Origin of the sequence: Phaeobacter sp. PT47_59 (assembly GCF_028890025.1) — a bacterium.
Taxonomy (GTDB): domain Bacteria; phylum Pseudomonadota; class Alphaproteobacteria; order Rhodobacterales; family Rhodobacteraceae; genus Phycobacter.
In genome coordinates this window covers 12,754-38,609 of record NZ_JARCJL010000024.1, presented here as the reverse complement: position 1 = coordinate 38,609, position 25,856 = coordinate 12,754, and the positions used below count along the sequence as shown (strand labels likewise).

Sequence of the window (25,856 nt, the reverse complement as noted above, 5' to 3'; positions counted from 1 at the left end):
TGGCGATCAATAGGATCGTGGCAGGCCCATGACCTTTTCGCCGATAAAGCTCAGGCACAGTTCGCGGTTCACCGGCGCTGTGCGCAGCAGGCGGACCAGCGGGTACATTTCGTAAAGTCCCGTATCTTCGGTAAAGCCCGATCCACCATGCGCCTGAAGCGCCGCGTCGACCGCTTCGATCCCGGCTTCGGCGGCGGCATATTTCGCCATGTTCGACGACGCACCGGCAGGCAGCTTGTTGTCGAACTCCCATGCCGCGCGCCGGGTCATCAGACTGGCCATTTCGACTGCCGTATGCGCCTTGGCCATCGGATGCTGCACGCCCTGGTGCGCACCGATGGGTTGGCCGAACACATTGCGCTCGGAGGCATAGGCCACGCCCTTGTTCAGGGCGAACCGGCCGATGCCGCAGCACAAGGCGGCCAGGATAATACGCTCGGGGTTGAGGCTGTCGAACAGGATCGAGAACCCTTCGTCCACCTCGCCGACCACATCCTCGGGGCCGAGATCCACATCGTCGAAGAACAGTGTCCACTGCTCCTCGGGCAGGGGGATCGAGATCTTCACCCGCTGCTTGTGGACGCCTTTTTTCTTCAGATCCACGGCGAACAGGGTAAAGCCGTCGGTCTTGCGGCTGACCTCGGTATGCGGTTTGGTCCGCGCCACCACGAGGCAGTAGTCGGCCACTTCGGCCCCGGTGATGAAGGTCTTTTCGCCCGACAGGCTGAACCGGTTGCCTCGACGCTTGGCCAGCGTAGTGGCCTTCATCGTGTTCGACCCGGCCCCCGGTTCGGTGATCGCGAAACAGAACTGGATATCACCGCGGCAGGCGGCCGGCAGCAGTTCTTTCTTGTGGAACTCGCTCCCGTGGCTGGCGATATGGGCCAGCGACATGGTCGGCCCGACCACCATCATCAAAAGCGGAATGCCGTGATTGGCGGTGCCCTCCATGAACAGGGCCATTTCAGTCATACCAAGGCCCGCGCCGCCGAATTCCTCGGGCACCATGATGCCCAGGAAACCGTCATCGGCAATCTGCTTGAACATCTCGTGCGGGAACTCATGCCTGCGCGCGTGGTCCAGCCAATACGCATTGTCGTATTTCTGCGCCAGCTGGCCGCCATACTCGTAAATCTGGCGTTGTTCGTCGTTCAAAATGAAATCCATGTTTCGTCCTCAGGCCTTGAATTCGGGGGCGCGCCGGTTCTCGAATGCGTCGAGGCCCTCGGCCACGTCATCGCTGGGCAGTGCACGCACCGCGGCATCGCGCTCAAGCCGCATCTGCTGGTCGATACCAAGGTCCGCACCTTCGCGCGCCAACCGCTTCATCTCGGCGATGCCGGGACGCGAGCGGGTGGCGATCTTCTGGCAGTATTCCAGCGAGATCTTGTGCAGGTCCGCATCCGGCACGATGTAGTTGACCAGGCCGGCCTCTTTGGCCTCGTCCGACTTGAGCCAGCGGGCCGAGAACATCAGGTCGAGCGCCCGGCGCTGCCCCATCAACCGCGTCAGCCGCTGCGAGCCACCCCAACCGGGAATCAGCCCGAATTGCGCATGCTGATCGCCAAACTGGGCGCTTTCGGCCGCAAAGCACACGTCGCAGGCCAGCATCAGTTCGATCCCGCCGGCCAGACACAACCCCTGCACTGCGACTACGACAGGGAGGGAGGAGGTTTCGAGCGCACGCAGGTTTTTCATGCCAAAGGCGATGAAATGGTCCAGCGCGGCGGGATCGTTCAATTTACCTTTCACTTCCACCAGATCGGCACCGGTGCAAAAGTGCTTGCCCTGCGCCCGGATGAGGATCGCCCGAATAGCGGGGTTCGCCTCGAATTCCGCACGCGCGACAGAAATACGCTCATGCACCTCAAGTGACAGGCAATTGAATTTCTCGGGGCGGGCCAGTTCGATGATGCCGGTGTTGCCCTCGGAAGTGACGAGGATGGGGTCGCTCATTTCGAGGCTCCCTTCGCCTTCTTGTCATACTGCAGCGCCATGCGACCGACCTTCTCGCGGGCGATCACCAGCTTCTGGATCTGCGCGGTGCCGTCACCGATCTGCAAGCCGAGCACATCGTTGTAGCGCTGGTGGTGGGGCAGGTCGGTGGTGTAGCCGTAATGTCCGTGCAGGATCAGGCACTGGTGCAGGATCTCGCAGGCGGTTTTGGGCAGGTACCATTTGCACATGGCGGCCTGAGAGGTGTGGGGCAGGCCACGGTCGCGCAGGTCCAGCGTGTAATAGCAAAGCTGGCGCATCATGGTCAGTTGGGTCTCGGCCTCGGCCAAGGGAAAGCTGACACCCTGATACTGCACGATCGGGGCTCCGAATGCCTCGCGCTCCTGAACGTAGGCCCAGGTTTCATCCACCGACGCTTGCGCGGCCCCCAGGCACTCCAGCCCGATCAGTGCGCGGGAATAGTCGAAGCCCGCCATGATCGTGCCAAAGGCACGGTCCTGTTCCGCCATCATGTTTTCAGCCGGCACGAAAACATCGTCAAAGAAAACCGAGCCGCGCCCGACAGGCTTGGTGCCGATGTCGTCAAAATGGGTGCGCTTGATGCCTTCCTGGTTCAGATCGACGAAAAAGGCGCTGACCCCGCGTGAGCCGCCGTCAGGATCGCCGGTACGGGCAAAGACGACCGCCGCATCCGCCTGACTGGCAAAACTCATGGATGTCTTTTCACCGTTCAGCCGCCAGCCGTTGCCGGATTTCTCGGCCCTCAGAATCAGGTTCGCCGCATCCGAACCGCCGCGCGGCTCTGTCAGGCCCAGGCCAATGACCGCATCACCCGAAACAACCTTGGGCACCCATTCCGACGCGATGTCCTTGGAGGCATGTTTGGCAACCATTCCGCCCATGAGAGAGCCCAGAAGCTGCACGTAACTTGCGTTGAAATCGGCATAGGCGATCTCTTCGACGATCAGCCCTGACGTGACAGAGCTTTCGCCGAGACCCCCGAATTCCTCGGGCAGATCGGCCCCGATCAGCCCCAGTGCGCCCATCTCCTTGATCAGCGCACGGTCGAATGTATGGCCGCTGGCGCGTTCTTGATATGTGGGCGAAAGCCTTTCAGTTGCGAAGCGCTTTGCGGTCTCGCGAAACGCCTTCTGATCGTCTGTAGGCTGGAATTGCATCGGTGCTCCTCCTCGTGAGCGAAAATCTTCTTTCCAAAAATCTAACAAATGTTAGAATGTATATCAAGTGCAGTTTTGAGGAGGAGAACCAAAGTGAAAAATAGACCAGATGGAAGCTTTGAAACCATGCTCTCGCCCATCCGCGCAGGCCAGCATACATTGCGAAATCGTGTCATCATGGGGTCGATGCACACGCGGTTGGAAACCGAGCCTGACGGCATAGCTAAACAGATCGCTTTTTACTCTGAGCGGGCGCGGGGGGAGGCGGCGATTCTGGTCACCGGCGGGTTTTCGCCCAATGCCGAGGGCATATTCGATCCAGAAGGTCCGAGAATCGATGACCCGGAAGAAGCGCTTGACCTGCGCCCGATCTGCGAGGCGGTGCAGGCCGAAGGCAGCCTGATCTGCGCGCAACTCCTCCACGCCGGGCGCTATGCCAAGATCGAAGGGTGTGTGGCCCCGTCGCCGATCCGCGCCCCGATCAACCGTTTCATCCCGCGTGAAATGACCGAAGCCGACATTCTCCGTACCATCGAGGATTTTGCCGTGGCGGCCGCCAATGCGCTGGCCGCAGGCTTTGATGGCGTCGAGATCATGGGGTCCGAGGGATACCTGATCAACGAATTCACCGTCACCCACACCAACAAGCGCCAAGACGACTGGGGCGGCAGCGCCGCGAACCGCCACCGATTCCCGGTCGATATCGTGCGCGCGGTGCGCGAACGTTGCGGCCCCGACTTTCTGGTCATCTACCGGATTTCGGCGGCCGATCTGGTCGAGGGCGGCGCGCCCGCCGATGAAATTGCCGCACTGGCCCGCAAGATCGAGGCTGCGGGTGCGGATATCCTGAACACCGGCATCGGCTGGCATGAGGCCCGCGTGCCGACGATCGCCTACCCGGTGCCGCGCGGTGCCTGGCGCAAGGCGGCAGCCAACGTCAAAGCGGCGGTGTCGATCCCGGTAGTCGCCTCGAACCGGATCAACACACCCCAGCTTGCAGAAGACATACTTGCCTCTGGCGATGCGGACATGATCTCGATGGCGCGCCCGTTTCTGGCCGATCCGCATTTCGTGAAAAAGACGCGCGAGGGCCGCGCAGACGAGATCAACACCTGCATTGCCTGCAACCAGGCCTGCCTGGATTTCATTTTTTCGGACCGGCCGGTCGGATGTCTGGTCAATCCAAGGGCCGGGCGTGAAACGGAATTCCGGGATACGCCAACCGACACGCCAAAGAAAGTGGCCGTCGTTGGCGGTGGTGCCGCGGGCATGGCCACAGCCGCCGAGGCGGCACGGCTGGGCCACGATGTCACCCTGTTCGAAGCGCAGGACAAATTGGGCGGTCAGCTGAATCTGGCCCGCGCCGCACCAGGCAAGGACGAATTCGACGAAACCCTGCGGTATTATGCCGGTCAGATGCAGAAACACGGGGTCACGCAGCGTCTGGGACAGCGGGCAGAGGCGAGCGATCTTGAGGGATTTGACCATGTGGTCATCGCCACCGGGGTCACGCCGCGCATTCCCGACCTGCCGGGTATCGACCATCCCAGCGTCGCGACCTACGCCGAAATTCTGTCCGGTGACCGCGAGGCGGGCGACCGTGTCGTGGTGATGGGGGCGGGGGGCATCGGTCATGATGTGGCCGAGTTCCTAGTGACCAAACCCGCCGAGACCGCGAATTCCGACGTCTTTTGCGAAACCTGGGGAGTGGACCCCGAATTTGTCTCCTCGGGTGCCCTGGCGGGCGACCCTCTGGCACCGAAGCCGTCGCGCCGCAAGGTCGTCATGCTGCAGCGCAAGACCGCTAAACCGGGCGCGGGGCTTGGTGTTTCGACAGGGTGGATCCTGCGCAACGCGCTGCGCAAACATGGGGTCGAGGCAATGGGCGGGGTGACCTATGAACATATCGACGATGCGGGGCTGCACATCGTCGCGGACGGAAACCCGACGGTCATCGCAGCCGATACAATTGTGCTGTGCACCGGTCAGGAACCGGAACGGGCCCTGGCCAAAGAGGTTGTAGCGCGCGGCGTCCTGGTTACGATGATCGGCGGGGCAAAGGAGGCCGCCGAACTGGATGCGCTGCGCGCCATTGATGAGGGCGTGCGCCTGGCGCAGGATCTCTGAACCGAGGCTCGGGCAAGGGGGAAACTATGCTGACCGGCGTCATCCGCGCGGGGCGCGCTGATCTGTATTCGATCTTTCGAACCCGCGCACATGACTGCGCCCGCGCCCTCGCCATCGAGGACGGCAGCAGGAAACTGACCTATGCAGAACTGCTGGAGCGGGTCGATCGTCTGGCGGCTGTCTTTCTGGCACGAGGCGTGGCGCCCGGAGACAGGATCGCGATCCTGTCGCATAACCGCTCAGAATACCTGGAGGTCGAACTTGCAGCAGCGGGAATCGGCGCGATCGTCGCCTGTCTGAACTGGCGGCTTGCCCCCGATGAACTGCGGCACTGCATCGATCTGGTCGAGCCGGTTCTCGCGGTTGTCGAACCGGAACTTTCAGAAGCTTACCGCGCCGTCGCGTCGACACCCTGTCTAACCGTCGGGCCAGACCTGGAAACGGCCATTGCCGGGGTCGAGCCGGACCCGCGCACCGGAACCATGGTTGACGACCCCGAGGCCGGTCTGACGATCCTCTATACCTCGGGGACCACGGGCCTGCCCAAGGGGGCGCATATCAGCCACCGCGCGCATATCGCCCGATCCATGGTTTTTGCGGCCCAGCTGGCGCTGGATCCCGGCGACGGGTTCATCGCCTGGGCGCCGATGTTCCACATGGCCTCCACCGATCATGCGCTGGCAACGATCCTGCGGGGTGGGACCGTGGTGATGGTGGACGGGCTGCAGCCCGCCGTCATCAACGAGGCGCTGTCACGCCACAGGATCGGCTGGTTCGTGATGATGCCCGGGGCACTGGAGGCTTTTATTAACGAACGGCACGCCAACCCTTTGCCGCTGAAGGGGATCAAGGTTTGCGGCGCAATGGCTGATCTGGTGCCGCCGCATCAGATCGCGGAACTGACCGGTCTTCTGGACACGCCCTATCTGAATTCCTTCGGGGCGACCGAAACCGGCCTGCCGCCGGGAACCGCCGATCTGATCGCGCCGGGTGTGACCCCGGACCGGCTGTCCAAGCGCATCAGCGCCTTTTGCGAGGTGCGGCTGGTCGATCCCGACGACCGCGAAGTCCCCGATGGAACGCCGGGCGAAATGGCGCTTCGGGGTCCGACGCTGTTTTCCGGGTACTGGAACGCCGACGACACCAATGCCCGTGACTTTCGCAACGGCTTTTTCCACATGGGCGATCTGTTCCGGCGCAATGCGGACGGCACCGTCGACTTTGTGGATCGGGCGAAATACCTGATCAAGACCGGAGGTGAAAACGTCTATCCGGCGGAAATCGAACGTGTGCTTCTTTCTCATCCCGATGTGATCGATGCCGCCGTGGTAAGGGCCTTCGACGCGAAATGGGGGGAAAGCCCGGTGGCCTTTGTCGCCTGTGACGATGACGGGCCGGATGCCGAGGCGCTGCTGAACTTGTGCCGCGAAAGCCTCGCTGGCTATAAGCGACCACGCGAAATTCGCTTCATCGCGTTCGAGGATTTTCCCAGATCGACCAGCGGCAAGATCCAGCGGCATATCCTCGAAGCCCGGCTCGCAGATTAATTTTCGCTCTGACCCGATCGTCAGCCAGCCACGCCAGTTCGCCCCAATAGCGATAAAAGCGTTCTTATCCTCGTTGCCACGAGCTTCTTATCCCCGCCCTTTGGAGTAACCCCCTGAAAGTGATCCACCATCTGGGATAGATTGACCCGCGATTGATGCGCAGCCCTCTGTCGGACTACACGGCTAGGGTTTTCCGGGTGTTTGAGCTCAGGAGGATTCGTAGATCCCTGAGCCATTCATCAATGCGATCGGTGGTTTGTTCCCGGTTTCGCTGTGGGGGCAGCAGTAACCCTGCGCATCGCACGGACGGGCATGGACTGCCGGCAATTGCCGGTTGGGGCTGCTGCGGGCCTTCAAGGGAAAGTCGGCGACTATCCGATGTGCGGGACAAAGCGGACATTCGCCAAGCGACCTCAAACGTCCGGTTCTGTACTGCGGCCCGACAAAACGATATCAAGTGATCAGCGGTCAGCCGATCGCACCTGTGTAACTGTCTTCTTCGGCCCTCCTGTCTGCATGATCTGGGACAGGTAAGAATTGCGCCGTCTGATGAAGTCACGCAGAAGGGTCGGGTAATCTTCACTGACGGCATTCTTCACAGAAACCCGACGCTCCAGTTCATGTCGCCAGGCCCTTACACGGGCAAGCCCTGTGAAGACGCCAAACTCTCCGATGGTGTCAAAAACGTCGAAATAGCGGAAGACCGGGCCGAATACGACATCGACGAGGCTGAACCGGTGGCCATCGAACCATGGTCCCTCCCCAAGCTCCGCGTCCAGCCGAAGGAACTTTGCGCGGAGCGCCGCCACTTTTTCTTCCAACGCTTTCTCGTTCGGCGCCGAGTAGAACCCCGCAATGTCGTTCAAGACAGCAGATCCAAATTCAATCCAGGCACGGTGGCGGGCGCGATCAAGAGCGTCGTGCGGATGAAGCGCGTGGGGTTGTGTATCCTCAAGATATTCGAGGATAACCGCAGATTCGAAAATCGGCGTCCCGTCCACAACCAGGACAGGCGTCTTGCCCAGCGGAGATATGGCAAGAAACCAGTCGGGCTTGTTCGAAAGATCGATGTCAGTTCTCTCGAACGTGACACCTTTCTCAGTGAGCGAGATCGCCGCGCGCTGCACATATGGGCAGGCCGCATGGCTAATGAGGTGGAGGCTCATGTTGTCTCTCCCTCCATCTGCACGTTACCGGGCGCGAAGGAAGGGCTGAGGGCGAAACGGCCGTCGCCCAGAAGCCCTTGCACGATGGCAAGCAGCGTCAGATAGGCCGGGTATTCCCACCCGCCGTTCTCGTATCCGAACATCCAGCCGTTTCCGGAGTGAGCCCAGGTCGCTCCGGCCAGGATGGGCACGGTCGCCGACGCGACCCACCGCGCCTGTATGCCGAGGACCAAAAAGGCACCGGCAATCGCCTCGACTGCAAATACCATATAAGCAAACCAGCCGGGCAGCCCGATCGAAATGAAGAACTGCGCCGTTCCGGGAAGTGTGAAAATGAAGAGCTTGAGAAACAGGCTGTGCGCCAGGAACATGATACCGAGTGCTATACGGAGCAGGAATATCCCAAATTCTGTGAGGTGCGATTTTGACATGATATGATCCCATATGTCGATGCATTTGCATCTATATATAGCGCGTTACATGCGACGTCAAGGTTGATGCACTTGCATGCACATGATAGGTGCTGGATATGAACGAGATTGACCATGCTACTGAGGCCGCCTGGACAGCCCTCATGACTAAAAGCCGCGTTTTGCTTGAGGCTGTCGAATCGTCTCTGAAATCGGCAGGATACCCGCCACTTGCATGGTATGACGCGCTTCTCGAACTCGAGAAGGCAGGCCCGGACGGACTCCGTCCATTCGAACTCAAAGACCGGATATTGTTACCCCAATACGGTACATCGCGGTTGCTGGACCGCATGGTGAAAGCAGGGCTGGTGGACCGACGGGACTGCTCGGAAGATGGGCGAGGTCAAAACATTTCTATCTCTGAAAAGGGTAAATCTGTCAGGAGGGCGATGTGGCCGATCTATGAACGGGTTCTGTCGGAAAGGATCGGCGCAAAGCTGAAACCCAAAGACGCCGCTCAATTGGCCACGCTACTCTCAAGGCTCTGAAGTCTCGGTCGACTGACGCGAAACCTGTCTGTGACTTTCCACGCTAAGTGGCCTTGATTTTTTTCACGTTAATTGGCCGACAGTTGCCTATGTCGGTGTGCGAAGGGTATTTCGGGCTGTTTCGACGTCCTTTCGCATCCAACAGACTTCTGCGTGATCGTTGATACATCCCATGGCCGGCATGAATGCATATACGGTGGTCGGTCCCACGAATTTGAAGCCAAGCTTTCGTAGGTCTTTGGAAAGGGTCTCGGACGCTGTTGATTTGGACCGCATTTGTGGCAGTGCGTCGTCCTTGGCAGGTTCATATAGCCAGATGAATGCGGCGAAGGAGCCTTCCTCTTGGACGACCTCGAAAGTACGGCGAGCGTTGTTGATCACGGCTTCGATCTTGCCTCGATAGCGAACAATTCCTTCATCGGCAAGTAGGCGCTCAATGTCGTTGTCGTCAAAGTTCGCAACTCCCCGAAAGTCGAACCCGGCGAAGGCAGCACGAAAGTTCTCGCGCTTGGCCAGAATGGTGCGCCAGCTCAGCCCTGACTGGAAACTCCGGCGTGACGGCAGCCCATCGGCACCGTGGGCGTCCATCCGTTCCAATTACGGTTGCAGCATCAGGCCGCTGCCGCATAAACTTGAACAGAAACCGAACCAGATCCTCCGTTACGATACAGTCTCAGCTCTCCGAAAAACCCTGACGACGGACAATCGGCGACCGCACTGCTAAAAGCTAACATTACCGCTTGACAGGTCTGAACCTGCTGGCGGCGATCTGGATACCGCGCGCGCCTACGGGAAACGGTTGGCCGAGGTCGCGAGCCGCTGGAACAGCTGATCCAGCTGTCTGAATAATCGGCCCGGCCGCCCGGATCGGATGTGCTGCGGCCGGGTTGCGCTCAGTCCGCGACCCCCGCCCGCCCGATCAGCGCCATGAGCGTTCCGGTCATCGTTGCGACGAGCTTTTCATCCTGGCCCTTCACGGCATAGGCACGCGCCTCGCATATGGTCAGCGTCCTGCCTGGTTTCACCACGTCAGCGACGAAGCGAAACCGTTCGCCGTCCGCCGGGTTGAGTAGGTTGATCTTGAATTCGGCCGTCAACACTGCCGCGTCCGCTGGCATCAGCGAAAAGGCCGCGTATCCGCAGGCGCTGTCCAGCGCTGTCGACACGATTCCGGCATGCAAAAACCCATGCTGCTGGGTCAGTGCAACCTGATGTGCCATTTCCAGAACGATGCGGCCGGGTAACAACTCGGCAATGCTGATCCCCAACGTGTTCATCACCTTCTGGCGATCGAAACTGTTGCGCACGCGTGCGTCATAGTCGGGGTTTTTCGGTTTGAATTGTGTCATGGCGGGTCTTCCTCTTCGATTTCATTCGTCAATGACCAATCTTAGGCGGTCTTTGAGGCGCGTATCTTGTAGCGAAAGGTCAAAACGACGCGGAATAGACAGAGCGCGCAACGCGCCGGGCGGTTTGCCGGCGAAGATCCGGCAAGCGGCGGACAAGTGAGATTGATCGTAATATCCGGCGTCCAGCGCCAGATCGCTCAGCGGCAGGGTCTTTGACGCAAGCTGCCCGAGAGCCCGGCGAAAGCGTCGCAAGGTCGCAAGCCGCCGCCGCGACACGCCGGTTTCCGCCCGCACCTTTCGACGTTTGGTCCGGTCGCTGTAAGCTCCGGGTGGTGCGGCAAAGCGCAGGTCTCTCGCAAGGCCGTCAAGCACCGCGATGAGCGCAGGCAGGTCATCGTCCCCGGTCTGAACCCGGGCCAGTTCTGAGGCCAGCATGTCCAGCCCTTTGGAGTCGGGAAATCGCTGCGGTCGTGACGACAGTCGCAGCCCGGCCACGACACCCTGGAATGGCCTTGGGCGGGGCGAAAAATAGGGGCGCGGTTCTGCCAGCGATACGCGCCCGCCGCCGCTGTCGTCGCGCGTTACCGAAAGGGTAAAGAGGTCGGTTGCGAACCGCCCGCGTCCACCACCGCTCAGCACACCGGTATCGCGGAACACGAACAAATGGTCGATCTGTTTGGCCGCTTCCTCAGGCGGCGCCAGTTCGAGATAAAGCGGCGCCGCCATCAGGTTACTTGACGAAAGCATCCCGGTTCTCGGCGACGAAATCGGCAAATCGGCGCGCCGGGCGTCCCATCACATCGCTGACCGTGGTCTCGATGCCGGCAAGGTAGCCCTTGGGCGCGATGGAAGCCAATTCGACCATGGCTCTGGCGACCTCGTCCTGCATTCCGCCAGCCACCATGCCCGCCTTGGCATTTTCGGCCGGCAGGGGTGCGCAGGAGACAGTGCGCCCGGTCACCCTGGACAGGAGGGCGGCGATATCTTCTCCGGTAAGAGCTTCGGGCCCGGTCAGACCAAGAGCCTTGCCTTCGTAACCCGGAGCGGTCAGCGCCTCGGCGGCGACATCCGCGATGTCGCGGGCGTCGATCCAGGCCACGGGGCCGCCCAGATCGTCATAGTACACGGCGTCCTTTGCAATGTTACCGGCCTGCCACAGCAGGTTCTGCATGAAATAGGTCGGCTGGACAAAGGTCCAGTCAAGGCCGCTTTGCTTCAGCAGCTCCTGGGTTTCGGAATGCCACTTTCCAAAGGTCAGCCCCGCCTTGGGCGACGCGCCAAGCCCCGTGGCCACAACGATATGGCGCACGCCCGCGGCCTTGGCCGCCTCGATCACGTTCGCCTTCCACTGGCGCATGTTCAGATGGGCAGGCGTGACCAGGTATATCTTTTCTGCCCCGTCACAGGCCCGCGCCAGCGCGGCAGGGTCCGTGAAATCCGCGACGACCGCCTCGCATCCTTTGGCCTTTAGCGCGTCTAACTTTGAGAGGTCGCTGGTGACAGCGCGCACGGTCGCGCCTTTTGCCAGAAGCGTGTCGACGAGGGGCGCACCAGTCGTGCCCGTGGCTCCGAAAACAGTGATCATGACTTTTCCTTTTGCAGGTCTGCGATGGGCTGAATGGTTTCCGGGTTGCTGATCGACGACAGATCGCCTGGATCTTCACCGAGAAAGGCGGCGCGCACGACACGGCGCATGGTTTTCATGCTGCGGGTCTTGGGCAGCGCTTCGACAAAGTGGATCTCGCGCGGGCGGAAGGGTTTCGAGACGATCTCCCCGACACGATCCTTGAGCCGGTTCACGAGCTCCGCGTCCGGCGACACATTTGGTGCCGCCACGCAGACGCAGACGACAGCCACGCCCTTGATGTCATCAGGTGCCGCGATGGCCGCGGCGTCCACCACCTCTCCGGTTTCGGTCAGGGCCGCCTCGATCTCGGGCGGGCCGATGCGTTTGCCGGCGATGTTCAGCGTGTCGTCCGACCGGCCCAGGATATACCATGTCCCGTCCGGATCGCAGCGCACCCAGTCGCCGTGCCGCCAGAGGCCGGGGAAGGTGGACCAGTAGGTGTCAAGGTAGCGATCGCGGTCCCCCCTGATGGCCGGGGTCAGACCCAGAGGCGGCTGGGTCACGACCAGTTCGCCGACCTCGCCCGGTGCGGCTTCGCTGCCGTCCTGGCGCAGAACCTTGGCCCCGACACCCAGGGCCTGGGCCGAAAATCCGCCGGGCTTGAGCTCGTGCAGCACGGTCGAGGTCAGGATCGCGCCAAAAAGCTCGGTCCCGCCCGAGATGTTCAGCGGCACGGCGCGGCGGCGACAGATATGATCGAGCTGCCAGAGCCAGGCATCCTCGGTCCAGGGCTCGCCGGTCGAGGCGACGATGCGCAGGGACGACAAGTCGTAGCCCGACAAAGATTCAGTATCCTGCGTCATGAACTGCCGTACCAGGGTCGGGGCCACGCCGAGATGCGTGACCTCCATCTCGGACGCAAGACGCAGCAGCCTGAAGGGATCGCCGGGCATTGATGGTGCGCCCTCGGCCAGCACCAGAGTCGAACCGGACAAGAGCACCGATAAAAGGGTGAGCGGTCCCATGACCCACCCCATGTCGGTCATCCAGAGGTGCCGGTCATCCCGTTTCATGTCGAGGCAAAGCAGGAAATCGGCCGTGGCCTTGGCCTGCACGCCCAAATGGGTATGCACGACACCCTTGGGCCGCCCGGTGGTGCCCGATGTATAGGCGATGAGAAAGGTGTCATCGGCACTGACGGGAACGGCGGCAAACTCCGGACTGGCGCGGCCCACTGTTTCGGTCCAGTCCAGATCGCGGGCCGGATCGGCCACCGCATCGCCGAACCGTCGCAGGCTGATCACGGTATGAACCGATGGTACGTCGGTCAAAGCTTGGGCAAGGGTCGCTTCCATCCAGACCGGCTTGCCTCGCCGGGGTGTGGCATCCGCCGTCAACACCGCCACGGCATCCGCGTCGTTCAGGCGCGATACGATGGCATGGGGCGCAAAACCGGAAAACAGCGGCACCGCAACCGCGCCCAGCCGGGCAATACCCAGAAGCGCGGCCTCGATTTCGGGGATCATCGGCATATAGATGCCCACCGCCTGACCGGGCCTTACACCGCGCGTGGCAAGGGCCGAGGCGACGCGGGAGGCTTCGGCGGTAAGGTCGGAATAGGTCCAGCGGCGGCGGCTTCCGTCTTCGCCGACCCAGTCGATTGCGACCTTGTCGCCCAAGCCATCGGCAATTCGGGCGTCAAGACAGGTTTCCGTCAGATTCAAAGTACTCCCGACGGCCCACCGGATCGATTCGGGCCCTTCGGAGATATCTCGCAACCGGCTGTAGGGCCGCGCGAACCGTATCCCGGCATGGTCAATGATCTGCCCCAAGAACCAGTCTGGGTCTTCATTCGAACGGCGGACGAGTTCCTCGTAACTGTCAATGCCGCAGCCCCTCAGAAATGCGGTCAGCGTGCTTGTCCGCTGGATGTCAGAGCCTGGCTGAAACATTCGCAACCTTTCTAGAATGAAAAAGGGCCGCATATAAGGCGCGGCCAGTCGGGGAGGTAACTCTTGGCACGGTATGGCAGCAGCGCCTTGAGTCCGGCGCTGCTGCCAGCGTTTTAACCGTGCATGGACAGGCCGCCCGAAACCGAAATCACCTGGCCGGTAATGAACCCTGCGTCGTCCGACGACAGGAAGCAGATGATGCCAGGGTAATCCGTCGGCTGCGCAAGACGCTTCATCGGAATCGCCCGCTTGAGACCTTCGGCGATCTTTTGACCGGCCTCGCCCTCGGCAACCTGAGCGAACAGCGGCGTATCGGTCGGGCCGGGGGCGACCGCATTCAATTGAATACCTTTACGCGCCAGTTCGCGCGCTACGGTTTTGGTGAACGAGATGATGCCACCCTTGCAGGCCGAATACACGGCTTCGCCGGATGATCCGACGCGTCCGGCGTCGGACGCGATGTTGACCACACGGCCGCCGCCGTTCTTGACCATGCCCGGAAGCACCGCGTGATGCATATTCAGCGGACCGTAAAGATTTATGTCGATGACCTTTTTCCAAAGGTCGGGATCGGTGTCGAGGAACGGTTTGATCACGTCCCAGCCCGCGTTGTTCACCAGCACATCAATCGGTCCGCCGGATTCGAACTCGGCGACGGCCTTGTCGACCTGTGCGCGATCGGTGATATCCGCCTGAAATGCAGTCGCTTTTCCGCCGGATTCAGTGATTAGTTTGGCGGTTTCATCCGCTCCGGCTTTGTTCAGATCGAAAACGGCGACTTCGGCACCCTCCGCGCCGAACCGTTCGCAAACCGCTCGGCCAATGCCGCTCCCACCGCCGGTCACGACGACCCGTTTTCCACTCAACCCTCGCATGTGGAGGTCCTCCTCTTCCGTTGCACCTTGAAAAGAGCTTGATTCGACACTCTCTCCGATGTAATCTAACAGTTGTTAGATTAATTGCAATGGACAGCCTCATCTACGACAAGTATCGACACTGGATGGCACGACAGATTGAAGATACCAGGATAGTGAATGACGATCTAAGCAAGTCGGAGAGGACCCGCGAAGCCATACTCGCTGCGGCCGCGCGACTTTTTCGGTATGAAGGCTATCACGCAACGACTATGCGCGACATCGCGCAGGTAGCTGGCATTGAGGCCGGCAGCATTTATTATCATTTTCAATCCAAGGACCAGATTCTGAGCGAAGTTCTCGATCTTGGCGTCCGTCAACTATATCAGGCGGTCAGTGAAATTGTTCGGTCGGCACCGACAAGTTCGGAGGATTTTCGCAAGACTTTCGGACTGCTGATTGAAACACATCTGACCTATCTCTTGACCGACAGCGACTTCACGTCAGCCAATATTCGGAACTATCCGATGTTGTCGGACGAAACACGCGCCCCGCATCGCGAATTGCGTGCATCATATGCAGGGGCCTGGGGCAAATTCCTGAATGACGCCAAACGCGCCGGCCACCTTCGAAGCGACATATCCACTGCTGTGATCCGCCAGTTCATCCTGAGTGCCATGAACTGGACCGTAGAATGGTACGATGTCGACAAGTATCCGGTGCGCATCCTCGCGGAACGAATGAGTAAGCTGATACTTGACGGAATGTGTCCACATCGCAAGGCGGGTACCGAAGGCTTGAAGCTGTGCCCCGCCACTCCCGCCAAAACCCCGGATCCCGACAGCAAGGCGGCTAAGACCCGTGCAGAAATTCTAAAGGCCGCAGCGCGCGTTCTGAGGGACAATGGCTACAAGGCGACCACGCTGAGAAAGATCGCGGAAGAAGCGGACATGAAAGCGGGCAGCGTCTATTACCATTTCAACTCCAAAGAAGCGATCGTTGACGAAGTTCTAAACGCCGGACTGAGGGACTTGCTATCAGGTGTCGAAGCCGCCGTTCGGAAATTCGATGCCCCGTACGATCATCACGCCAAGATAGCGACTGCAATCTGGGCGCACCTGGATTTCCTCTTCAAGGCAAGTGAATTCACCTCGGCGAATATCAGAAGCTATGGAATGCTCCCCAATCATTTCAGGGAGAGGCACAGGGGTATTCGCCATGAGTATGGAAAACTCTGGGATCGGATACTCCGTGAAGCTCAGGACGACGGTGCCATACGGTCGGATATCAAGATCGTCCCCTTGCGCCAGGTGATGTTGGGTGCCTTAAACTGGACGGTGGAATGGTTCGACCCGAACAAGGCAGGAGTGGAAGGATATCTATCACTGCCTGAATTCTCCAGCATGCTCATCTATCTGTTACTGGAAGGCATTTGTAACCGGGAAGCGGCCCCGTCCACAGGACAAGGTAGCCCTGAAAGCGGTTGCCCCGGTCAGACCAGAAGGAAGTGATACAGCCCTTCGGCAACCGCCTTTTCCCGATCCGTCTGCCAGCTGAGCACGCTGACGCTTGCCATCCGCTTGCCTTTGCGCGTGACGTTAGCGCGCGCAAAAAGCGGTCCCTTCACACCGGGTCTGAGGTAATCGACGGTCAGGTTGATCGGCTTGGCCGGAACGTCGGCGAAATCGGGCTGTACCGCGATGGCGGCAGTGGCCTCCATAAAACTCGCGATTATGCCGCCATGGTAGTACTCCATGATCGGGTTACCGATATGGGGGTCATCAAAGGTCATCTCCGCCTCAGCATGGAGACTGTCTAGACTTCTGACCTCAAAGTTGAGAAATCGGAAGAACGGCACCCGGGAAACATTGGCATTGACAGTTTGCACGTCCATCACGAGGTTTTTCCTTTTGTCATTGCGTCAAACAGGCTGGTTTCGCCGCGCGTCAATGCAAACGAGGCGGTTCCCCTGGCTATTTCAGCATCCTCATGGCCCGCGAACCAGACGCTGCCGGAATTGAAGGCGATGTGGCGGGTCTTGCGAAAACAATGCGCTTGAACGATGACATCCGCGCGCGAACGGGCCGGGCGCAGGTAATCAACTCTGAGGTCAAGAGTGGCCATGGTACTGACGCCTTCGATGGCAACAAAGTTCGCCAGTCCAAAGACACTGTCCAGAAGTGCCGTCAGGATACCACCGTGGAGCAGCGATTGTTCCGCATCGACGCAAAAGTCCGGATTGAACGGCATCCGAACCCGAACACGTTCGGTCGAGACCTCTTCGATCTCAAGCGCCATATGCGTTATCAGACCCTTGCCGCGCGCATTCCACATCTGCGCGATTTGCTCCATCTTCTTTTGGGTGATGTCTGACATGCGATCTTTCCTTTAACGCCCCGTGAAATTGGGTTTTCGTTTTTCGACGAACGCAGCAACCGCCTCGTGGTGGTCTTCGGTCTGATGCATGAGCGCCTGATAGGCCGCCGCGGAATTCAGAAAATCCGGCAGGTCCATCCGTTCGGCATTGCGCATCAGACGCTTGGCGACCCGCACCGCGCGCGGCGGTTTCGCGGCGATGACAGCGGCCCGTTCGCGGGCCCGTTCCATCAATTTTTCATGAGGCACAAGTTCAAGCACCATACCAAGCTCCAGCGCTTCCTTGGCCTCGACCATGCGCCCTGAGAAGGTCAGATCGGCGGCCTTCTGGTGGCCCAGACGACGCAACAGGAACCAGCTGCCCGCATCGCCCGGAATGATTCCGAGATTCAGAAACACTTCGCCGAACCTTGCTTTTTCCGACGCGATGCGCATGTCGCACATCATGGTCAGGTCGCACCCCGCGCCCACCGCCGGGCCGTTGACTGCGGCGATGGTCGGAATATCCATGTTGTAGAGCGCAAGCGGCAGCCGCTGCACCCCATCAACATAGCTCTGCGCCGCCGCCAGCGGCTCCTTGCGGAACACGCTGTCGGGATCGTTCATTTCCTTGATGTCGCCGCCGGCACAAAAGGCCGGGTCGGCGCCGGTCAGGATCATCACGCTGACCTGAGGATCGGCCTGCACCTTGGCGAAGGTCTCCAGAAGGGCAGCGATCATGTCGTTTCCGGTGACCGGGTTGCGCCGCTCGGGATCGTTCAGCGTAACCGTGGCGATCCTGCCGGAAATCTCCAGAAGGACTGGGTGTTTACTCATTCTTGCCATCTCCCCGTTCGCGTTTCTCGAACATCGCGGGGTTGATCATGTCCCGCGCGTCATGACCCATATGCAAGGTCTCACCGCCGTCTACATAAATGTCTTCTCCGGTGATGAAACCGCCAAGTTTCGAGGCCAGGAAAATGATCGTGCCTGCGATGTCCTCGGCCGCCCCCATCCGGTTTAGCACCGAGCGGTTCAGCTTTTTCCACTGTTCCGGCGGAATCGGATAGCGGCCAAGCGCATCGGTCTTGATCGTGCCCGGCGCGACACAGTTCAGCCGGATGCCGTACTCGCCCCATTCGGCGGCCAGCGTTTTCATCATGCCCGTTACACCGGCGCGGGCGGCGACGGTGTGTGTAAAGCCGGTAAGCGCGGTGCGCGCCGAGATGGCGGTGACAAACACAACCGATCCACCATTGTCGTACATGAAGTGATCCGCCGCTGCCCGGGTCATCTGCCAAGACCCGATCAGGTTGTTGCGGATCACGGCTTCGAAGCCCTTGTTGGTGATATCGCGGGCGGCCGCGATATACTGGCCGCCGGCATTGTTCACCAAAACATCCAACTGCCCATAGTGGTCCTTGATCCGCCCCATCGCAGCTTCGATACTGTCTTCGTCGCGGGTGTCTCCGGGCACGACAAAGGCCTCGCCCCCCGCCGCCCGGATCATTTCGGCGGTCTCTTCCAGCGGCTCTTCGCGGCGCGCGAACAGCGCAAGCCTGGCCCCGCAAGCGGCCATTTCGATCGCCGTCGCCCGGCCCATTCCAGATCCGGACCCCGTGACCAGGGCAACCTGGCCCGCCATGAGATCCGACGCGTAACGCCTTGATTTCGCTTCGCTCATGTTCCGCCCCTAATTCTTCAGCAATTCGCCAGAAATGATGAGTTTGCGAACCTCCTGGGTGCCTGCGCCGACCTCAAGCACGCGACCGGTCCGGTACAGCCGGTTCACTTCTGTATCACGCATGTAACCCGAGCCGCCGTGAATCTGGACAGCTTTGTCCAGCACGAAGGATGTCGCCTCAGCGGCCTTGTAGATCGCCGCAGCGGTGAGCTTGTGGATTTCGCCGCGCCCGCCTTCGCCCTCTTCGAGGCCTTCACACATGGCAGCGGTGCGCAAGGACAGGCTCCGCGCGGCCTCGATCTGCGTATACATGTCGGCCAGCATCGCCTGAACCATCTGAAAACTGGCGATCGGTTTGCCGAATTGCTGGCGTGTCTTGGCGTAGTCGATGGAAATATCCAGCGCCCGCTGCGCAATGCCCAGAGCGTTGAAACAGACGATGGCACGTTCCAGATCAAGTCCGGACATGGTAACGGCAACCCCGCCATCCAGCTTGCCGACCATGTTTCTGGCCGGAACACGGCAATCTTCGAATACCAGTTCGCCCGTCGGCGAGCCGCGGAATCCCATCTTGTTGAGCTTCTGCGCCACCTTGAAACCGGGCGTGTCGGTTTCCACGATAAAGGCGGAAATGCCCTTGGCCCCTTTTTCGGGCGATGTCTTGGCATAGACCAGCACCAGATCGGCAATCGGCCCATTGGTGATGTAGATCTTGGCGCCGTTCAGGATGTAGTCGTCGGCATCCTTTTTGGCCGTGGTCCGCATCGAGCCAAGCGCATCAGACCCCGCGCCGGGTTCGGTCAGACCCAGGGCGCCGATCAGCGTTCCGTTGCACAGACCTGGCAGGTATTTTCGGCGCAGATCGTCATTGGCGTTGCGATAGATGTTGTTGACGCACAAATTGTCATGCGCCACATGAGTCAGCCCAATCGCGGCAGAGGCCCGCGACAGCTGTTCGGTGATGATGCAGGCCGAGGTGAAATCCAAACCAGCGCCGCCGAATTCCGGCGGCACGTTCAGTCCCAGATAGCCCATTTCGCCCAGCTTGGGGAAAACCGAAGACGGCAGGTCATCAGTATCGTCCATTTCCGCATTCAGATGGTGGAATTCGGACATGAAGAACTTGCCGGCCTGATCGGCCAGGGCCTGCTGTTCGTCCGTCATGAAATGTGTTGGCAGAGCGGTGTCGTTGCGCAGTTGCTTGTTCATTGTCTCGTCCCCCTCAGGCGCGCAAAAGTTCTTCGGCAATGATGATCTTGCGGACTTCGCTTGTTCCCGCGCCGATCTCCAACAATTTGTTGGCGCGGAACAGCCGGTTGATCTCGGTGTCCTGCATGTAGCCAGAGCCACCATGAATATGACAGGCTTCGGTCACCGCCTTGTTGAATGCCTCGCCTGCGTAAAGACAGGCCGCCGCGGTCAGTTTGTGGATTTCGCCACGGCCCCCGGCCCCTTTTGGTAGGCCCGTACAGGCGGCCAGTGCCCGATAACCGAATGCGCGCGCGGTTTCGACCTCGGTGTAGATCTCGGCCAGTTTCGACTGCATCATCTGGAAACTTGCAATCGGTTTGCCGAATTGTTCGCGAATCTTGGCGTATTCCAGCCCTAGTTCCAGGGCGCGTTCGGCCATGCCAACGCAGACTGAGGCAACCATAGCACGCTCCAGATCCAACCCGCTCATTACCACCGAAACGCCGGTGTTTTCCGGTCCAACCATGGCGGATGCGGGTACGCGGCAATCCTCAAACACCAGTTCTCCGGTTGGCGAGCCGCGAAAGCCCATTTTGTCAAGCTTTTGCGCCACCTTGAAACCGGGATTGTCCGTCTCGATGATGAAAGCAGAAATGCCCTTGGCGCCCTTCGACTTGTCGGTTTTGGCATAAAGCAGGATCACATCGGCAATGGGGCCGTTGGTGATGTAAATCTTCGAGCCGTTGATGACATAATCATCACCGTCGCGGCGGGCAGTGGTGGCCATGGATCCGAGCGCATCGGATCCCGCACCCGGTTCGGTCAGGCCCAAAGCACCGACGAGCTCGCCCGAGCAAAGGCCCGGCACGTATTTCTTCACCTGCTCTTCGGAGCCGTTGCGCAGCAGGTTATTCAGGCACAGGTTGTCATGCGCCCCGTGCGAGAGGCCCACAGCCGGGTTCCACTTCGAAATCACCTCGGACACCAGCGCCTGGGTGAACTCGTTCTGCCCCGATCCGCCCAGCTCCTCCGGCGCGGTAATCCCCAGCAGGCCCAGCTCGCCCATCTGCTTGAACAGATCATCGGGCCACCATTCCTCGTCATCCATGCGCGCCTGCAGCGGGTGCAGCACCTCGCGCGATACCCGATCCACGTGATCGACGATCTGGCTTTGCTCATCAGTCAAAGAATAGTTCGCCCTGATGGCTTCCAGATCAGCCGCGATAGCCTCACTTTGAGTGGTCATATCATCCTCCCGAAAAATGTCGTCCGCAGTGTTGACCAAAATCAAACATATGTTAGAAAATAGATCAAGCCAAGCTTTTGACGACCTGACGTAAGAAAGCGCGGTGTCCTGAATACAGGGGGGGAGCTTCGGAAATGACTGAGAGCGTTGTTCAATCGCAGGCGCTCGGCAAAGAAGTGCGTATCACGATTCGACGTCCTGACAATCGAAATGCCCTCAACCGTGAGGTCGCAGACGGGATCATGGCCGCCATATGTGCTGCCGAGACGGACAGCGATTGCCGCGTGATCGTTCTGACCGGCGAGGGCGAGCGCGCCTTCTGTGCCGGGGGCGACATCAAGGCGGGGGCGGATGGCGGCCCGTTTGTTCAGGATCCGGCGGACCCGGATCATTTTGCCGGAAGGTTGTTCGAGACGATACAGGCGTGCCGAAAGCCAACGATCGCGCGCATCAATGGCGTCGCGATGGGGGCGGGAGCGGGCATCATCTGTGCCTGCGATCTGGCTGTGATGGCGGATCATGCCCGCATCGGAACGCCGGAAGTGAAGGTAGGTCTGTTTCCCATGACGATCGTGCCACCCATGATGCGCGTGCTGCCCCGGCGGAGGCTGATGGAGATGTTCATCACCGGCGTTCCTCTGACGGCCGAGGAAGCCCTGCAGTTCAATCTGGTCAACTATGTGACCGATGCCGCGGGGCTGGACGACAAGGTTGCAGAACTGGTTGCCCAGATCGCCGCGCAGTCGCCGAGCGCGATCCGGCTGGGAAAATACGCCTGTCACGCGATGGAGGACATGACCTATCCGCAGCAGATGCGGTTTGCAGAAACACTGTTACCGCGTGTGGCGCAGACCGAAGACGCGCGCGAAGGCTTTGATGCCTTTATTGAGAAGCGCAAACCCGAATGGACGGGCCGCTGATCAAACGGGGAGGAGAGGAATATGTCGGAACGAAAGCTGCGCATCGGATGCGCGTCGGGCTTCTGGGGCGATACGCCGGAAGCGATCGGTCAACTGGTCTCAAAGGGCGAGATCGACTATCTGGTGTTTGACTATCTGGCAGAGGTGACAATGTCGCTGATGGCGCGGGCCCGCGCCAAAGCGCCCGAGTCGGGCTATGCGCCGGACTTCGTCAAGGCGCTGGCACCCTGGTTGTCGGATATCAAGGCAAAAGGGATCAAGGTCGTTGCCAATGCAGGGGGCGTGAACCCGCGTGGCTGCAGCGATGCGCTTGCCAAAGCCGCCGCCCAGGCCGGGATCGATCTGTCCATCGGAGTCGTGCTAGGCGATGACCTGTTGCCTAGGGCCGATGAAATTCGCAAAAACGGTCAGACGGAAATGTTCTCGGGTGTCGCATTTCCAGATGATATCTGGAGCATGAATGCCTATCTGGGTGCCCGCCCCATCGCTGCCGCGCTGGATGCCGGGGCCGACATCGTGATCACCGGACGCTGCGCCGACAGCGCGGTCGCGCTTGGTCCCCTGATGCATGAATACGGTTGGGGCGACGATGACTGGGACAAGCTCAGCCAGGGATCGCTGGCCGGCCACCTGATCGAATGCGGCCCCCAGGGAACCGGCGGCAACTTCACCGACTGGCAGGACGTGCCGGGTTGGGACAATATGGGCATGCCCATCGTCGAGGTGTCCGAAGACGGCAGTTTCATCATGACCAAGACGCCTGACACCGGCGGGCTGGTCGTGCCCGGGTCAGTCGGAGAGCAGATGCTCTATGAAATCGGGGACCCGCGCGCCTACCTGTTGCCCGACGTGATCTGCGACTGGTCCGGGGTCACCCTGGAACAGGTCGGACCCGACCGGGTGCTGGTCAAGGGCGGCAGGGGGCTTGGGCGCACCGACAGCTACAAGGTGTCGGCGACCCATGCCGATGGCTGGCGCGCGGTCTCTACCCTGACACTGGCCGCGATTGACGCACCCGCCAAGGCCGAACGTGTGGCCGAGGCGATCCTGACCCGCTGTCGCCGGATTTTCCGCGACCGCAACATGGGAGATTTCCGGCAGGTCAGCGTCGAGGTGCTGGGGGCCGAGGCGGCCTATGGCGCAAATGCGCGCGCCCGGACCCGCGAGGTGGTGCTCAAGATCGGCGCGGTCCATGACGATCGCGCCGCGCTGAACATCTTTGCCGGCGAAATCGCACCGATGGCGATTTCGACCGCGCAGGGTCTGACCGGGTTCTTCGCCGGACGGCCAAAGGTGCAGCCGGTGGTCCGTCTATTTTCCTTCCTTCAGAGCAAGGCCGAGACCCCCGTCGCGGTCGAGGTCGACGGCAAGGATGTGCCCGTGAGCGTGGCCGCCACGCCAGTCCACCTTGATCCGCCTGCCGCACCGCCCGCAGATAGCCGCGAGCCCGGTCCGGACGTTGTCAAGGTCCGCCTCGTCGATCTGGCCTGGGGCCGCTCGGGCGACAAGGGGGACATCGCCAATATCGGCATCCTCGCGCGCAAGCCGGACTACCTGCCATATATCCGCTCGGCTCTCAGCGAAGAGGTGGTGAAGGACTATTTCGCCCATGTCTGCGACGGCAGGGTAGAACGGTTCGACCTGCCCGGAAGCCATTCGCTGAATTTCCTGCTGCATGACTCGCTGGGCGGGGGGGGCATCGCTTCGGTCCGCATAGACCCGCAGGGCAAAGGGTTCGCGCAGATGCTGCTTGATATCGAAATTCCCGTGCCAGCCGATCTGGCCGCACGTGACGGACTGAATGCCGCGGCCCGGAACTAAGAGGACGACACCATGACCATTTCGAAACTCCTGGTCGCCAATCGGGGCGAGATCGCGGCGCGCGTGTTGCGCACCGCTAAGGCCCGCGGGCTTGCGACTGCCGTGTTGCGTCATGTCGCCGAGCAAGAGGGGCCGGCGCATCTGATTGCAGATGAGGTCGTGATGATCGACGGCCCGACGCCCGTGGCCGCCTATCTCGATATTCCTCAGATCGTCGAAGCCGCCAAAGGGATCGGCGCGGACGCGGTTCATCCCGGCTATGGCTTTCTGTCAGAGAATGCCGGTTTTGTCGCGGCGCTGGAAAAAGCCGGAGTGACCTTTGTCGGCCCGACGTCCGAGGTCATCGACCTGATGGGGGACAAGGTCCGCGCCCGCGCCTTCGTCGAGGAACGCGGGTTTCCCGTCGCCCCCTCGGCCATCGAGGATGATGATCCGGCGAGCTTTGTCGAACGCGCCCGCGCCGTTGGCTATCCGCTGCTCATCAAGCCCTCGGCCGGCGGTGGCGGCAAGGGCATGCGCGTCGTACGCGAGGACAGCACGCTGGAGACCGAAATCGAAACCGCGCGCCGCGAAGGCGAACGATATTTCGGCGACGGGCGGCTTTTCGTCGAACGCTATATCGAACGCCCGCGCCATATCGAGGTGCAGGTGATGGGCGACGGACAGGGCAACGTGGTCCATTTCTGGGAACGTGAATGTTCGATCCAGCGCCGGTTCCAGAAGATTATCGAGGAAACGCCGTCACCGGCGCTGACCCCCGAGCAACGGGATGAGATCTGCGAGACCGCTGCCGGAATTGCCCGCGCCGTCAAATACCGCGGGGCAGGGACTGTCGAATTCATCTATGCACAGGATGGGGCCTTTTATTTCCTGGAAATGAACACCCGCCTTCAGGTCGAACATCCGGTGACCGAGATGGTAACCGGCTTTGATCTGGTTGCCGAGCAGCTGCGTGTCGCGGCGGGCGACGGGCTGAGCGCCGTGCAGGCGGATATTCCCCAAACCGGACACTCGATCGAACTGCGCATCTGTGCCGAGGATGCGACCGCCGATTTTCGCCCCGCGATCGGCAATATCCTGCTGCTGGACGAACCCCAGGGCGAGGGGATCCGCGTAGACAGCGGCATTCTGGATGGCGGCAAGGTAACGACCGACTTCGACCCGATGTTGTCCAAGTTGATCGTGCATGGCCCGGATCGCGCGCAGGCCATCGCCCGTGCCCGGAGCGCGGTGCAAAGCTATGTGATTCTCGGGGTAACGACCAACACTGGTTACCTGGATGCAATCCTTGCACATCCGGATTTCGCCTCTGGTGACGTTTCAACTGGCTTCCTGGCTGAACAATCCGAAACGCTGACCGCGCCGGGCGAAGATGTCTCTGACTTGCTGATGGCGGCGGCGGCCCTATCGGACGAGCGCCTGGTGAGTGACGTAATGCAGATACCGGAAATGTACCGCAAGATGGGTGGGTGGAGAAACTGATGCAACGGATTTTTCAGATGGACGGAGAAGAGACTGATTGCTGGCTGGGTCATGATGGCAGCCGGTTCGTGCTCAATACCCCCACTGGCGCTGTTGCCTGCCAATTGGACCCGACGGGTCTGCCGGGCGGTTACAAGCTGAGGGCCAAGGGTGTTGTGCGCGAATTGCGACTGGCCGTGGGGCCGGAAGCAACTTTTGTGCACATGGACGGGCGAACCTACGAAGTCGGGCGGGTTGATCCCGCCGAACGCCTGGCCGGAAGCGACGGTGGCGCGAGCGACGACCGATTGGTGGCGCCCATGCCGGGTGTCGTGGTGTCGGTTGCGGTTAAACCCGGCGATGCGGTTGAAGAAGGCCAGCCGCTTCTGGTGATCGAAAGCATGAAGTTGGAAACCACACTGACGGCCCCGCGCGACGGGGTCGTTGCCGAAATGCCATTCGCCGAAGGCGACAGTTTTGGTCTGAAAGACATCCTGGCCCAATTGGCCCCGGAGGAGGAGTGA

The 25,856-nt window shown here is 60.6% G+C and carries 25 protein-coding genes; 8 read left to right on the top strand and 17 right to left on the bottom strand.

Going from position 1 to position 25,856, the window contains the following annotated elements; all coding sequences use genetic code 11:
- Positions 1-6: 6 nt before the first annotated feature.
- The 3 genes from PXK01_RS17705 to PXK01_RS17695 are packed head-to-tail and all read right to left on the bottom strand — an operon-like array spanning position 7 to position 3,134.
- Complete coding sequence (locus PXK01_RS17705; protein WP_028288575.1) at positions 7-1,167, bottom strand: acyl-CoA dehydrogenase family protein; 1,161 nt, start codon at positions 1,165-1,167, stop codon at positions 7-9.
- A gap of 9 nt (positions 1,168-1,176) precedes the next feature.
- On the bottom strand, positions 1,177-1,956 hold the full coding sequence (locus PXK01_RS17700) for an enoyl-CoA hydratase/isomerase family protein (RefSeq protein WP_028288574.1): 780 nt from the start codon (positions 1,954-1,956) through the stop codon (positions 1,177-1,179).
- Positions 1,953-3,134, bottom strand: coding sequence for an acyl-CoA dehydrogenase family protein (locus PXK01_RS17695; protein WP_028288573.1), 1,182 nt, complete (start codon positions 3,132-3,134; stop codon positions 1,953-1,955). The genes PXK01_RS17700 and PXK01_RS17695 overlap by 4 nt, the downstream gene beginning before the upstream one ends.
- Before the next feature lie 126 nt (positions 3,135-3,260).
- On the opposite strand from PXK01_RS17695, the gene PXK01_RS17690 reads away from it, so the two are divergent.
- Positions 3,261-5,261, top strand: coding sequence for an NADPH-dependent 2,4-dienoyl-CoA reductase (locus PXK01_RS17690; RefSeq protein ID WP_142494838.1), 2,001 nt, complete (start codon positions 3,261-3,263; stop codon positions 5,259-5,261).
- A gap of 26 nt (positions 5,262-5,287) precedes the next feature.
- Entirely contained in the window at positions 5,288-6,808 is a 1,521-nt protein-coding gene (locus tag PXK01_RS17685; protein WP_028288571.1) for a class I adenylate-forming enzyme family protein, read from the top strand.
- Between the two features lie 461 nt (positions 6,809-7,269).
- Here the strand turns inward: PXK01_RS17685 and PXK01_RS17680 are convergent, their stop codons facing one another.
- Together PXK01_RS17680 and PXK01_RS17675 are read right to left on the bottom strand one after the other, a co-directional pair.
- Entirely contained in the window at positions 7,270-7,974 is a 705-nt protein-coding gene (locus tag PXK01_RS17680) for a glutathione S-transferase family protein (protein ID WP_204114574.1), read from the bottom strand.
- Entirely contained in the window at positions 7,971-8,405 is a 435-nt protein-coding gene (locus PXK01_RS17675; protein WP_028288569.1) for a DoxX family protein, read from the bottom strand. The genes PXK01_RS17680 and PXK01_RS17675 overlap by 4 nt, the downstream gene beginning before the upstream one ends.
- Positions 8,406-8,503: 98 nt before the next feature.
- On the opposite strand from PXK01_RS17675, the gene PXK01_RS17670 reads away from it, so the two are divergent.
- Positions 8,504-8,932, top strand: a complete 429-nt coding sequence (locus tag PXK01_RS17670; RefSeq protein WP_043753647.1) for a MarR family winged helix-turn-helix transcriptional regulator — start codon at positions 8,504-8,506, stop codon at positions 8,930-8,932.
- An 87-nt stretch (positions 8,933-9,019) separates the two neighbouring features.
- On the opposite strand, the gene PXK01_RS17665 is transcribed toward PXK01_RS17670, so the two are convergent.
- The 6 genes from PXK01_RS17665 to PXK01_RS17640 all read right to left on the bottom strand — a co-directional run bounded on the left by PXK01_RS17665 (position 9,020) and on the right by PXK01_RS17640 (position 14,675).
- Positions 9,020-9,520, bottom strand: coding sequence for a DNA-3-methyladenine glycosylase I (locus PXK01_RS17665; protein WP_204114573.1), 501 nt, complete (start codon positions 9,518-9,520; stop codon positions 9,020-9,022).
- A 305-nt stretch (positions 9,521-9,825) separates the two neighbouring features.
- Positions 9,826-10,281 carry a PaaI family thioesterase gene (locus tag PXK01_RS17660; RefSeq protein ID WP_027264411.1) on the bottom strand — a complete coding sequence of 152 codons (456 nt, stop codon included), beginning with the start codon at positions 10,279-10,281 and terminating at the stop codon, positions 9,826-9,828.
- Positions 10,282-10,302: 21 nt separating this feature from the next.
- A complete protein-coding gene (locus tag PXK01_RS17655) occupies positions 10,303-11,028 on the bottom strand; it encodes an AraC family transcriptional regulator (RefSeq protein ID WP_028288568.1) in 726 nt (241 codons plus the stop codon).
- The gene (locus PXK01_RS17650) at positions 11,012-11,866 is read right to left on the bottom strand and encodes an SDR family oxidoreductase (RefSeq protein WP_218394044.1); all 855 of its coding nucleotides are present in this window, start codon (positions 11,864-11,866) and stop codon (positions 11,012-11,014) included. The genes PXK01_RS17655 and PXK01_RS17650 overlap by 17 nt, the downstream gene beginning before the upstream one ends.
- The gene (locus PXK01_RS17645) at positions 11,863-13,800 is read right to left on the bottom strand and encodes an AMP-binding protein (protein ID WP_204114571.1); all 1,938 of its coding nucleotides are present in this window, start codon (positions 13,798-13,800) and stop codon (positions 11,863-11,865) included. The genes PXK01_RS17650 and PXK01_RS17645 overlap by 4 nt, the downstream gene beginning before the upstream one ends.
- Before the next feature lie 113 nt (positions 13,801-13,913).
- A complete protein-coding gene (locus PXK01_RS17640) occupies positions 13,914-14,675 on the bottom strand; it encodes a glucose 1-dehydrogenase (protein ID WP_204114570.1) in 762 nt (253 codons plus the stop codon).
- Positions 14,676-14,764: 89 nt separating this feature from the next.
- Between PXK01_RS17640 and PXK01_RS17635 the strand changes: the two genes are divergently transcribed.
- Positions 14,765-16,165, top strand: a complete 1,401-nt coding sequence (locus tag PXK01_RS17635; RefSeq protein ID WP_274861124.1) for a TetR/AcrR family transcriptional regulator — start codon at positions 14,765-14,767, stop codon at positions 16,163-16,165.
- On the opposite strand, the gene PXK01_RS17630 is transcribed toward PXK01_RS17635, so the two are convergent.
- From PXK01_RS17630 to PXK01_RS17605, 6 genes are read right to left on the bottom strand one after another with little or no spacing between them, the layout of a single operon-like run.
- Positions 16,147-16,548, bottom strand: a complete 402-nt coding sequence (locus PXK01_RS17630; protein WP_204114568.1) for a PaaI family thioesterase — start codon at positions 16,546-16,548, stop codon at positions 16,147-16,149. The genes PXK01_RS17635 and PXK01_RS17630 overlap by 19 nt on opposite strands.
- Entirely contained in the window at positions 16,548-17,030 is a 483-nt protein-coding gene (locus PXK01_RS17625; RefSeq protein WP_204114567.1) for a PaaI family thioesterase, read from the bottom strand. Before PXK01_RS17625 ends, PXK01_RS17630 begins: the two co-directional genes overlap by 1 nt.
- A 12-nt stretch (positions 17,031-17,042) precedes the next feature.
- Positions 17,043-17,846 (bottom strand): enoyl-CoA hydratase-related protein, encoded by an 804-nt coding sequence (locus PXK01_RS17620; protein WP_204114566.1) that lies wholly within the window; start codon positions 17,844-17,846, stop codon positions 17,043-17,045.
- Complete coding sequence (locus PXK01_RS17615) at positions 17,839-18,693, bottom strand: SDR family NAD(P)-dependent oxidoreductase (protein ID WP_057796873.1); 855 nt, start codon at positions 18,691-18,693, stop codon at positions 17,839-17,841. The genes PXK01_RS17620 and PXK01_RS17615 overlap by 8 nt, the downstream gene beginning before the upstream one ends.
- A 9-nt stretch (positions 18,694-18,702) precedes the next feature.
- Positions 18,703-19,902, bottom strand: a complete 1,200-nt coding sequence (locus PXK01_RS17610; protein WP_204114565.1) for an acyl-CoA dehydrogenase family protein — start codon at positions 19,900-19,902, stop codon at positions 18,703-18,705.
- A 13-nt stretch (positions 19,903-19,915) separates the two neighbouring features.
- Positions 19,916-21,130, bottom strand: coding sequence for an acyl-CoA dehydrogenase family protein (locus PXK01_RS17605; protein ID WP_204114564.1), 1,215 nt, complete (start codon positions 21,128-21,130; stop codon positions 19,916-19,918).
- 134 nt (positions 21,131-21,264) lie between these two features.
- On the opposite strand from PXK01_RS17605, the gene PXK01_RS17600 reads away from it, so the two are divergent.
- The 4 genes from PXK01_RS17600 to PXK01_RS17585 are packed head-to-tail and all read left to right on the top strand — an operon-like array spanning position 21,265 to position 25,856.
- Entirely contained in the window at positions 21,265-22,050 is a 786-nt protein-coding gene (locus PXK01_RS17600) for an enoyl-CoA hydratase-related protein (RefSeq protein ID WP_204114563.1), read from the top strand.
- 21 nt (positions 22,051-22,071) lie between these two features.
- The gene (locus PXK01_RS17595) at positions 22,072-23,871 is read left to right on the top strand and encodes an acyclic terpene utilization AtuA family protein (RefSeq protein WP_043753627.1); all 1,800 of its coding nucleotides are present in this window, start codon (positions 22,072-22,074) and stop codon (positions 23,869-23,871) included.
- 12 nt (positions 23,872-23,883) lie between these two features.
- Positions 23,884-25,353, top strand: a complete 1,470-nt coding sequence (locus tag PXK01_RS17590) for an acetyl-CoA carboxylase biotin carboxylase subunit (RefSeq protein WP_043753624.1) — start codon at positions 23,884-23,886, stop codon at positions 25,351-25,353.
- On the top strand, positions 25,353-25,856 hold the full coding sequence (locus PXK01_RS17585) for an acetyl-CoA carboxylase biotin carboxyl carrier protein subunit (RefSeq protein WP_233145717.1): 504 nt from the start codon (positions 25,353-25,355) through the stop codon (positions 25,854-25,856). Before PXK01_RS17590 ends, PXK01_RS17585 begins: the two co-directional genes overlap by 1 nt.

Bases quoted from the DNA above. Each gene is read 5' to 3' on its own strand.
- PXK01_RS17705 (WP_028288575.1), bottom strand. From the start codon at position 1,167: ATGGATTTCATTTTGAACGACGAACAACGCCAGATTTACGAGTATGGC.
- PXK01_RS17700 (WP_028288574.1), bottom strand. From the start codon at position 1,956: ATGAGCGACCCCATCCTCGTCACTTCCGAGGGCAACACCGGCATCATC.
- PXK01_RS17695 (WP_028288573.1), bottom strand. From the start codon at position 3,134: ATGCAATTCCAGCCTACAGACGATCAGAAGGCGTTTCGCGAGACCGCA.
- PXK01_RS17690 (WP_142494838.1), top strand. From the start codon at position 3,261: ATGCTCTCGCCCATCCGCGCAGGCCAGCATACATTGCGAAATCGTGTC.
- PXK01_RS17685 (WP_028288571.1), top strand. From the start codon at position 5,288: ATGCTGACCGGCGTCATCCGCGCGGGGCGCGCTGATCTGTATTCGATC.
- PXK01_RS17680 (WP_204114574.1), bottom strand. From the start codon at position 7,974: ATGAGCCTCCACCTCATTAGCCATGCGGCCTGCCCATATGTGCAGCGC.
- PXK01_RS17675 (WP_028288569.1), bottom strand. From the start codon at position 8,405: ATGTCAAAATCGCACCTCACAGAATTTGGGATATTCCTGCTCCGTATA.
- PXK01_RS17670 (WP_043753647.1), top strand. From the start codon at position 8,504: ATGAACGAGATTGACCATGCTACTGAGGCCGCCTGGACAGCCCTCATG.
- PXK01_RS17665 (WP_204114573.1), bottom strand. From the start codon at position 9,520: ATGGACGCCCACGGTGCCGATGGGCTGCCGTCACGCCGGAGTTTCCAG.
- PXK01_RS17660 (WP_027264411.1), bottom strand. From the start codon at position 10,281: ATGACACAATTCAAACCGAAAAACCCCGACTATGACGCACGCGTGCGC.
- PXK01_RS17655 (WP_028288568.1), bottom strand. From the start codon at position 11,028: ATGCTTTCGTCAAGTAACCTGATGGCGGCGCCGCTTTATCTCGAACTG.
- PXK01_RS17650 (WP_218394044.1), bottom strand. From the start codon at position 11,866: ATGATCACTGTTTTCGGAGCCACGGGCACGACTGGTGCGCCCCTCGTC.
- PXK01_RS17645 (WP_204114571.1), bottom strand. From the start codon at position 13,800: ATGTTTCAGCCAGGCTCTGACATCCAGCGGACAAGCACGCTGACCGCA.
- PXK01_RS17640 (WP_204114570.1), bottom strand. From the start codon at position 14,675: ATGCGAGGGTTGAGTGGAAAACGGGTCGTCGTGACCGGCGGTGGGAGC.
- PXK01_RS17635 (WP_274861124.1), top strand. From the start codon at position 14,765: ATGGACAGCCTCATCTACGACAAGTATCGACACTGGATGGCACGACAG.
- PXK01_RS17630 (WP_204114568.1), bottom strand. From the start codon at position 16,548: ATGGACGTGCAAACTGTCAATGCCAATGTTTCCCGGGTGCCGTTCTTC.
- PXK01_RS17625 (WP_204114567.1), bottom strand. From the start codon at position 17,030: ATGTCAGACATCACCCAAAAGAAGATGGAGCAAATCGCGCAGATGTGG.
- PXK01_RS17620 (WP_204114566.1), bottom strand. From the start codon at position 17,846: ATGAGTAAACACCCAGTCCTTCTGGAGATTTCCGGCAGGATCGCCACG.
- PXK01_RS17615 (WP_057796873.1), bottom strand. From the start codon at position 18,693: ATGAGCGAAGCGAAATCAAGGCGTTACGCGTCGGATCTCATGGCGGGC.
- PXK01_RS17610 (WP_204114565.1), bottom strand. From the start codon at position 19,902: ATGAACAAGCAACTGCGCAACGACACCGCTCTGCCAACACATTTCATG.
- PXK01_RS17605 (WP_204114564.1), bottom strand. From the start codon at position 21,130: ATGACCACTCAAAGTGAGGCTATCGCGGCTGATCTGGAAGCCATCAGG.
- PXK01_RS17600 (WP_204114563.1), top strand. From the start codon at position 21,265: ATGACTGAGAGCGTTGTTCAATCGCAGGCGCTCGGCAAAGAAGTGCGT.
- PXK01_RS17595 (WP_043753627.1), top strand. From the start codon at position 22,072: ATGTCGGAACGAAAGCTGCGCATCGGATGCGCGTCGGGCTTCTGGGGC.
- PXK01_RS17590 (WP_043753624.1), top strand. From the start codon at position 23,884: ATGACCATTTCGAAACTCCTGGTCGCCAATCGGGGCGAGATCGCGGCG.
- PXK01_RS17585 (WP_233145717.1), top strand. From the start codon at position 25,353: ATGCAACGGATTTTTCAGATGGACGGAGAAGAGACTGATTGCTGGCTG.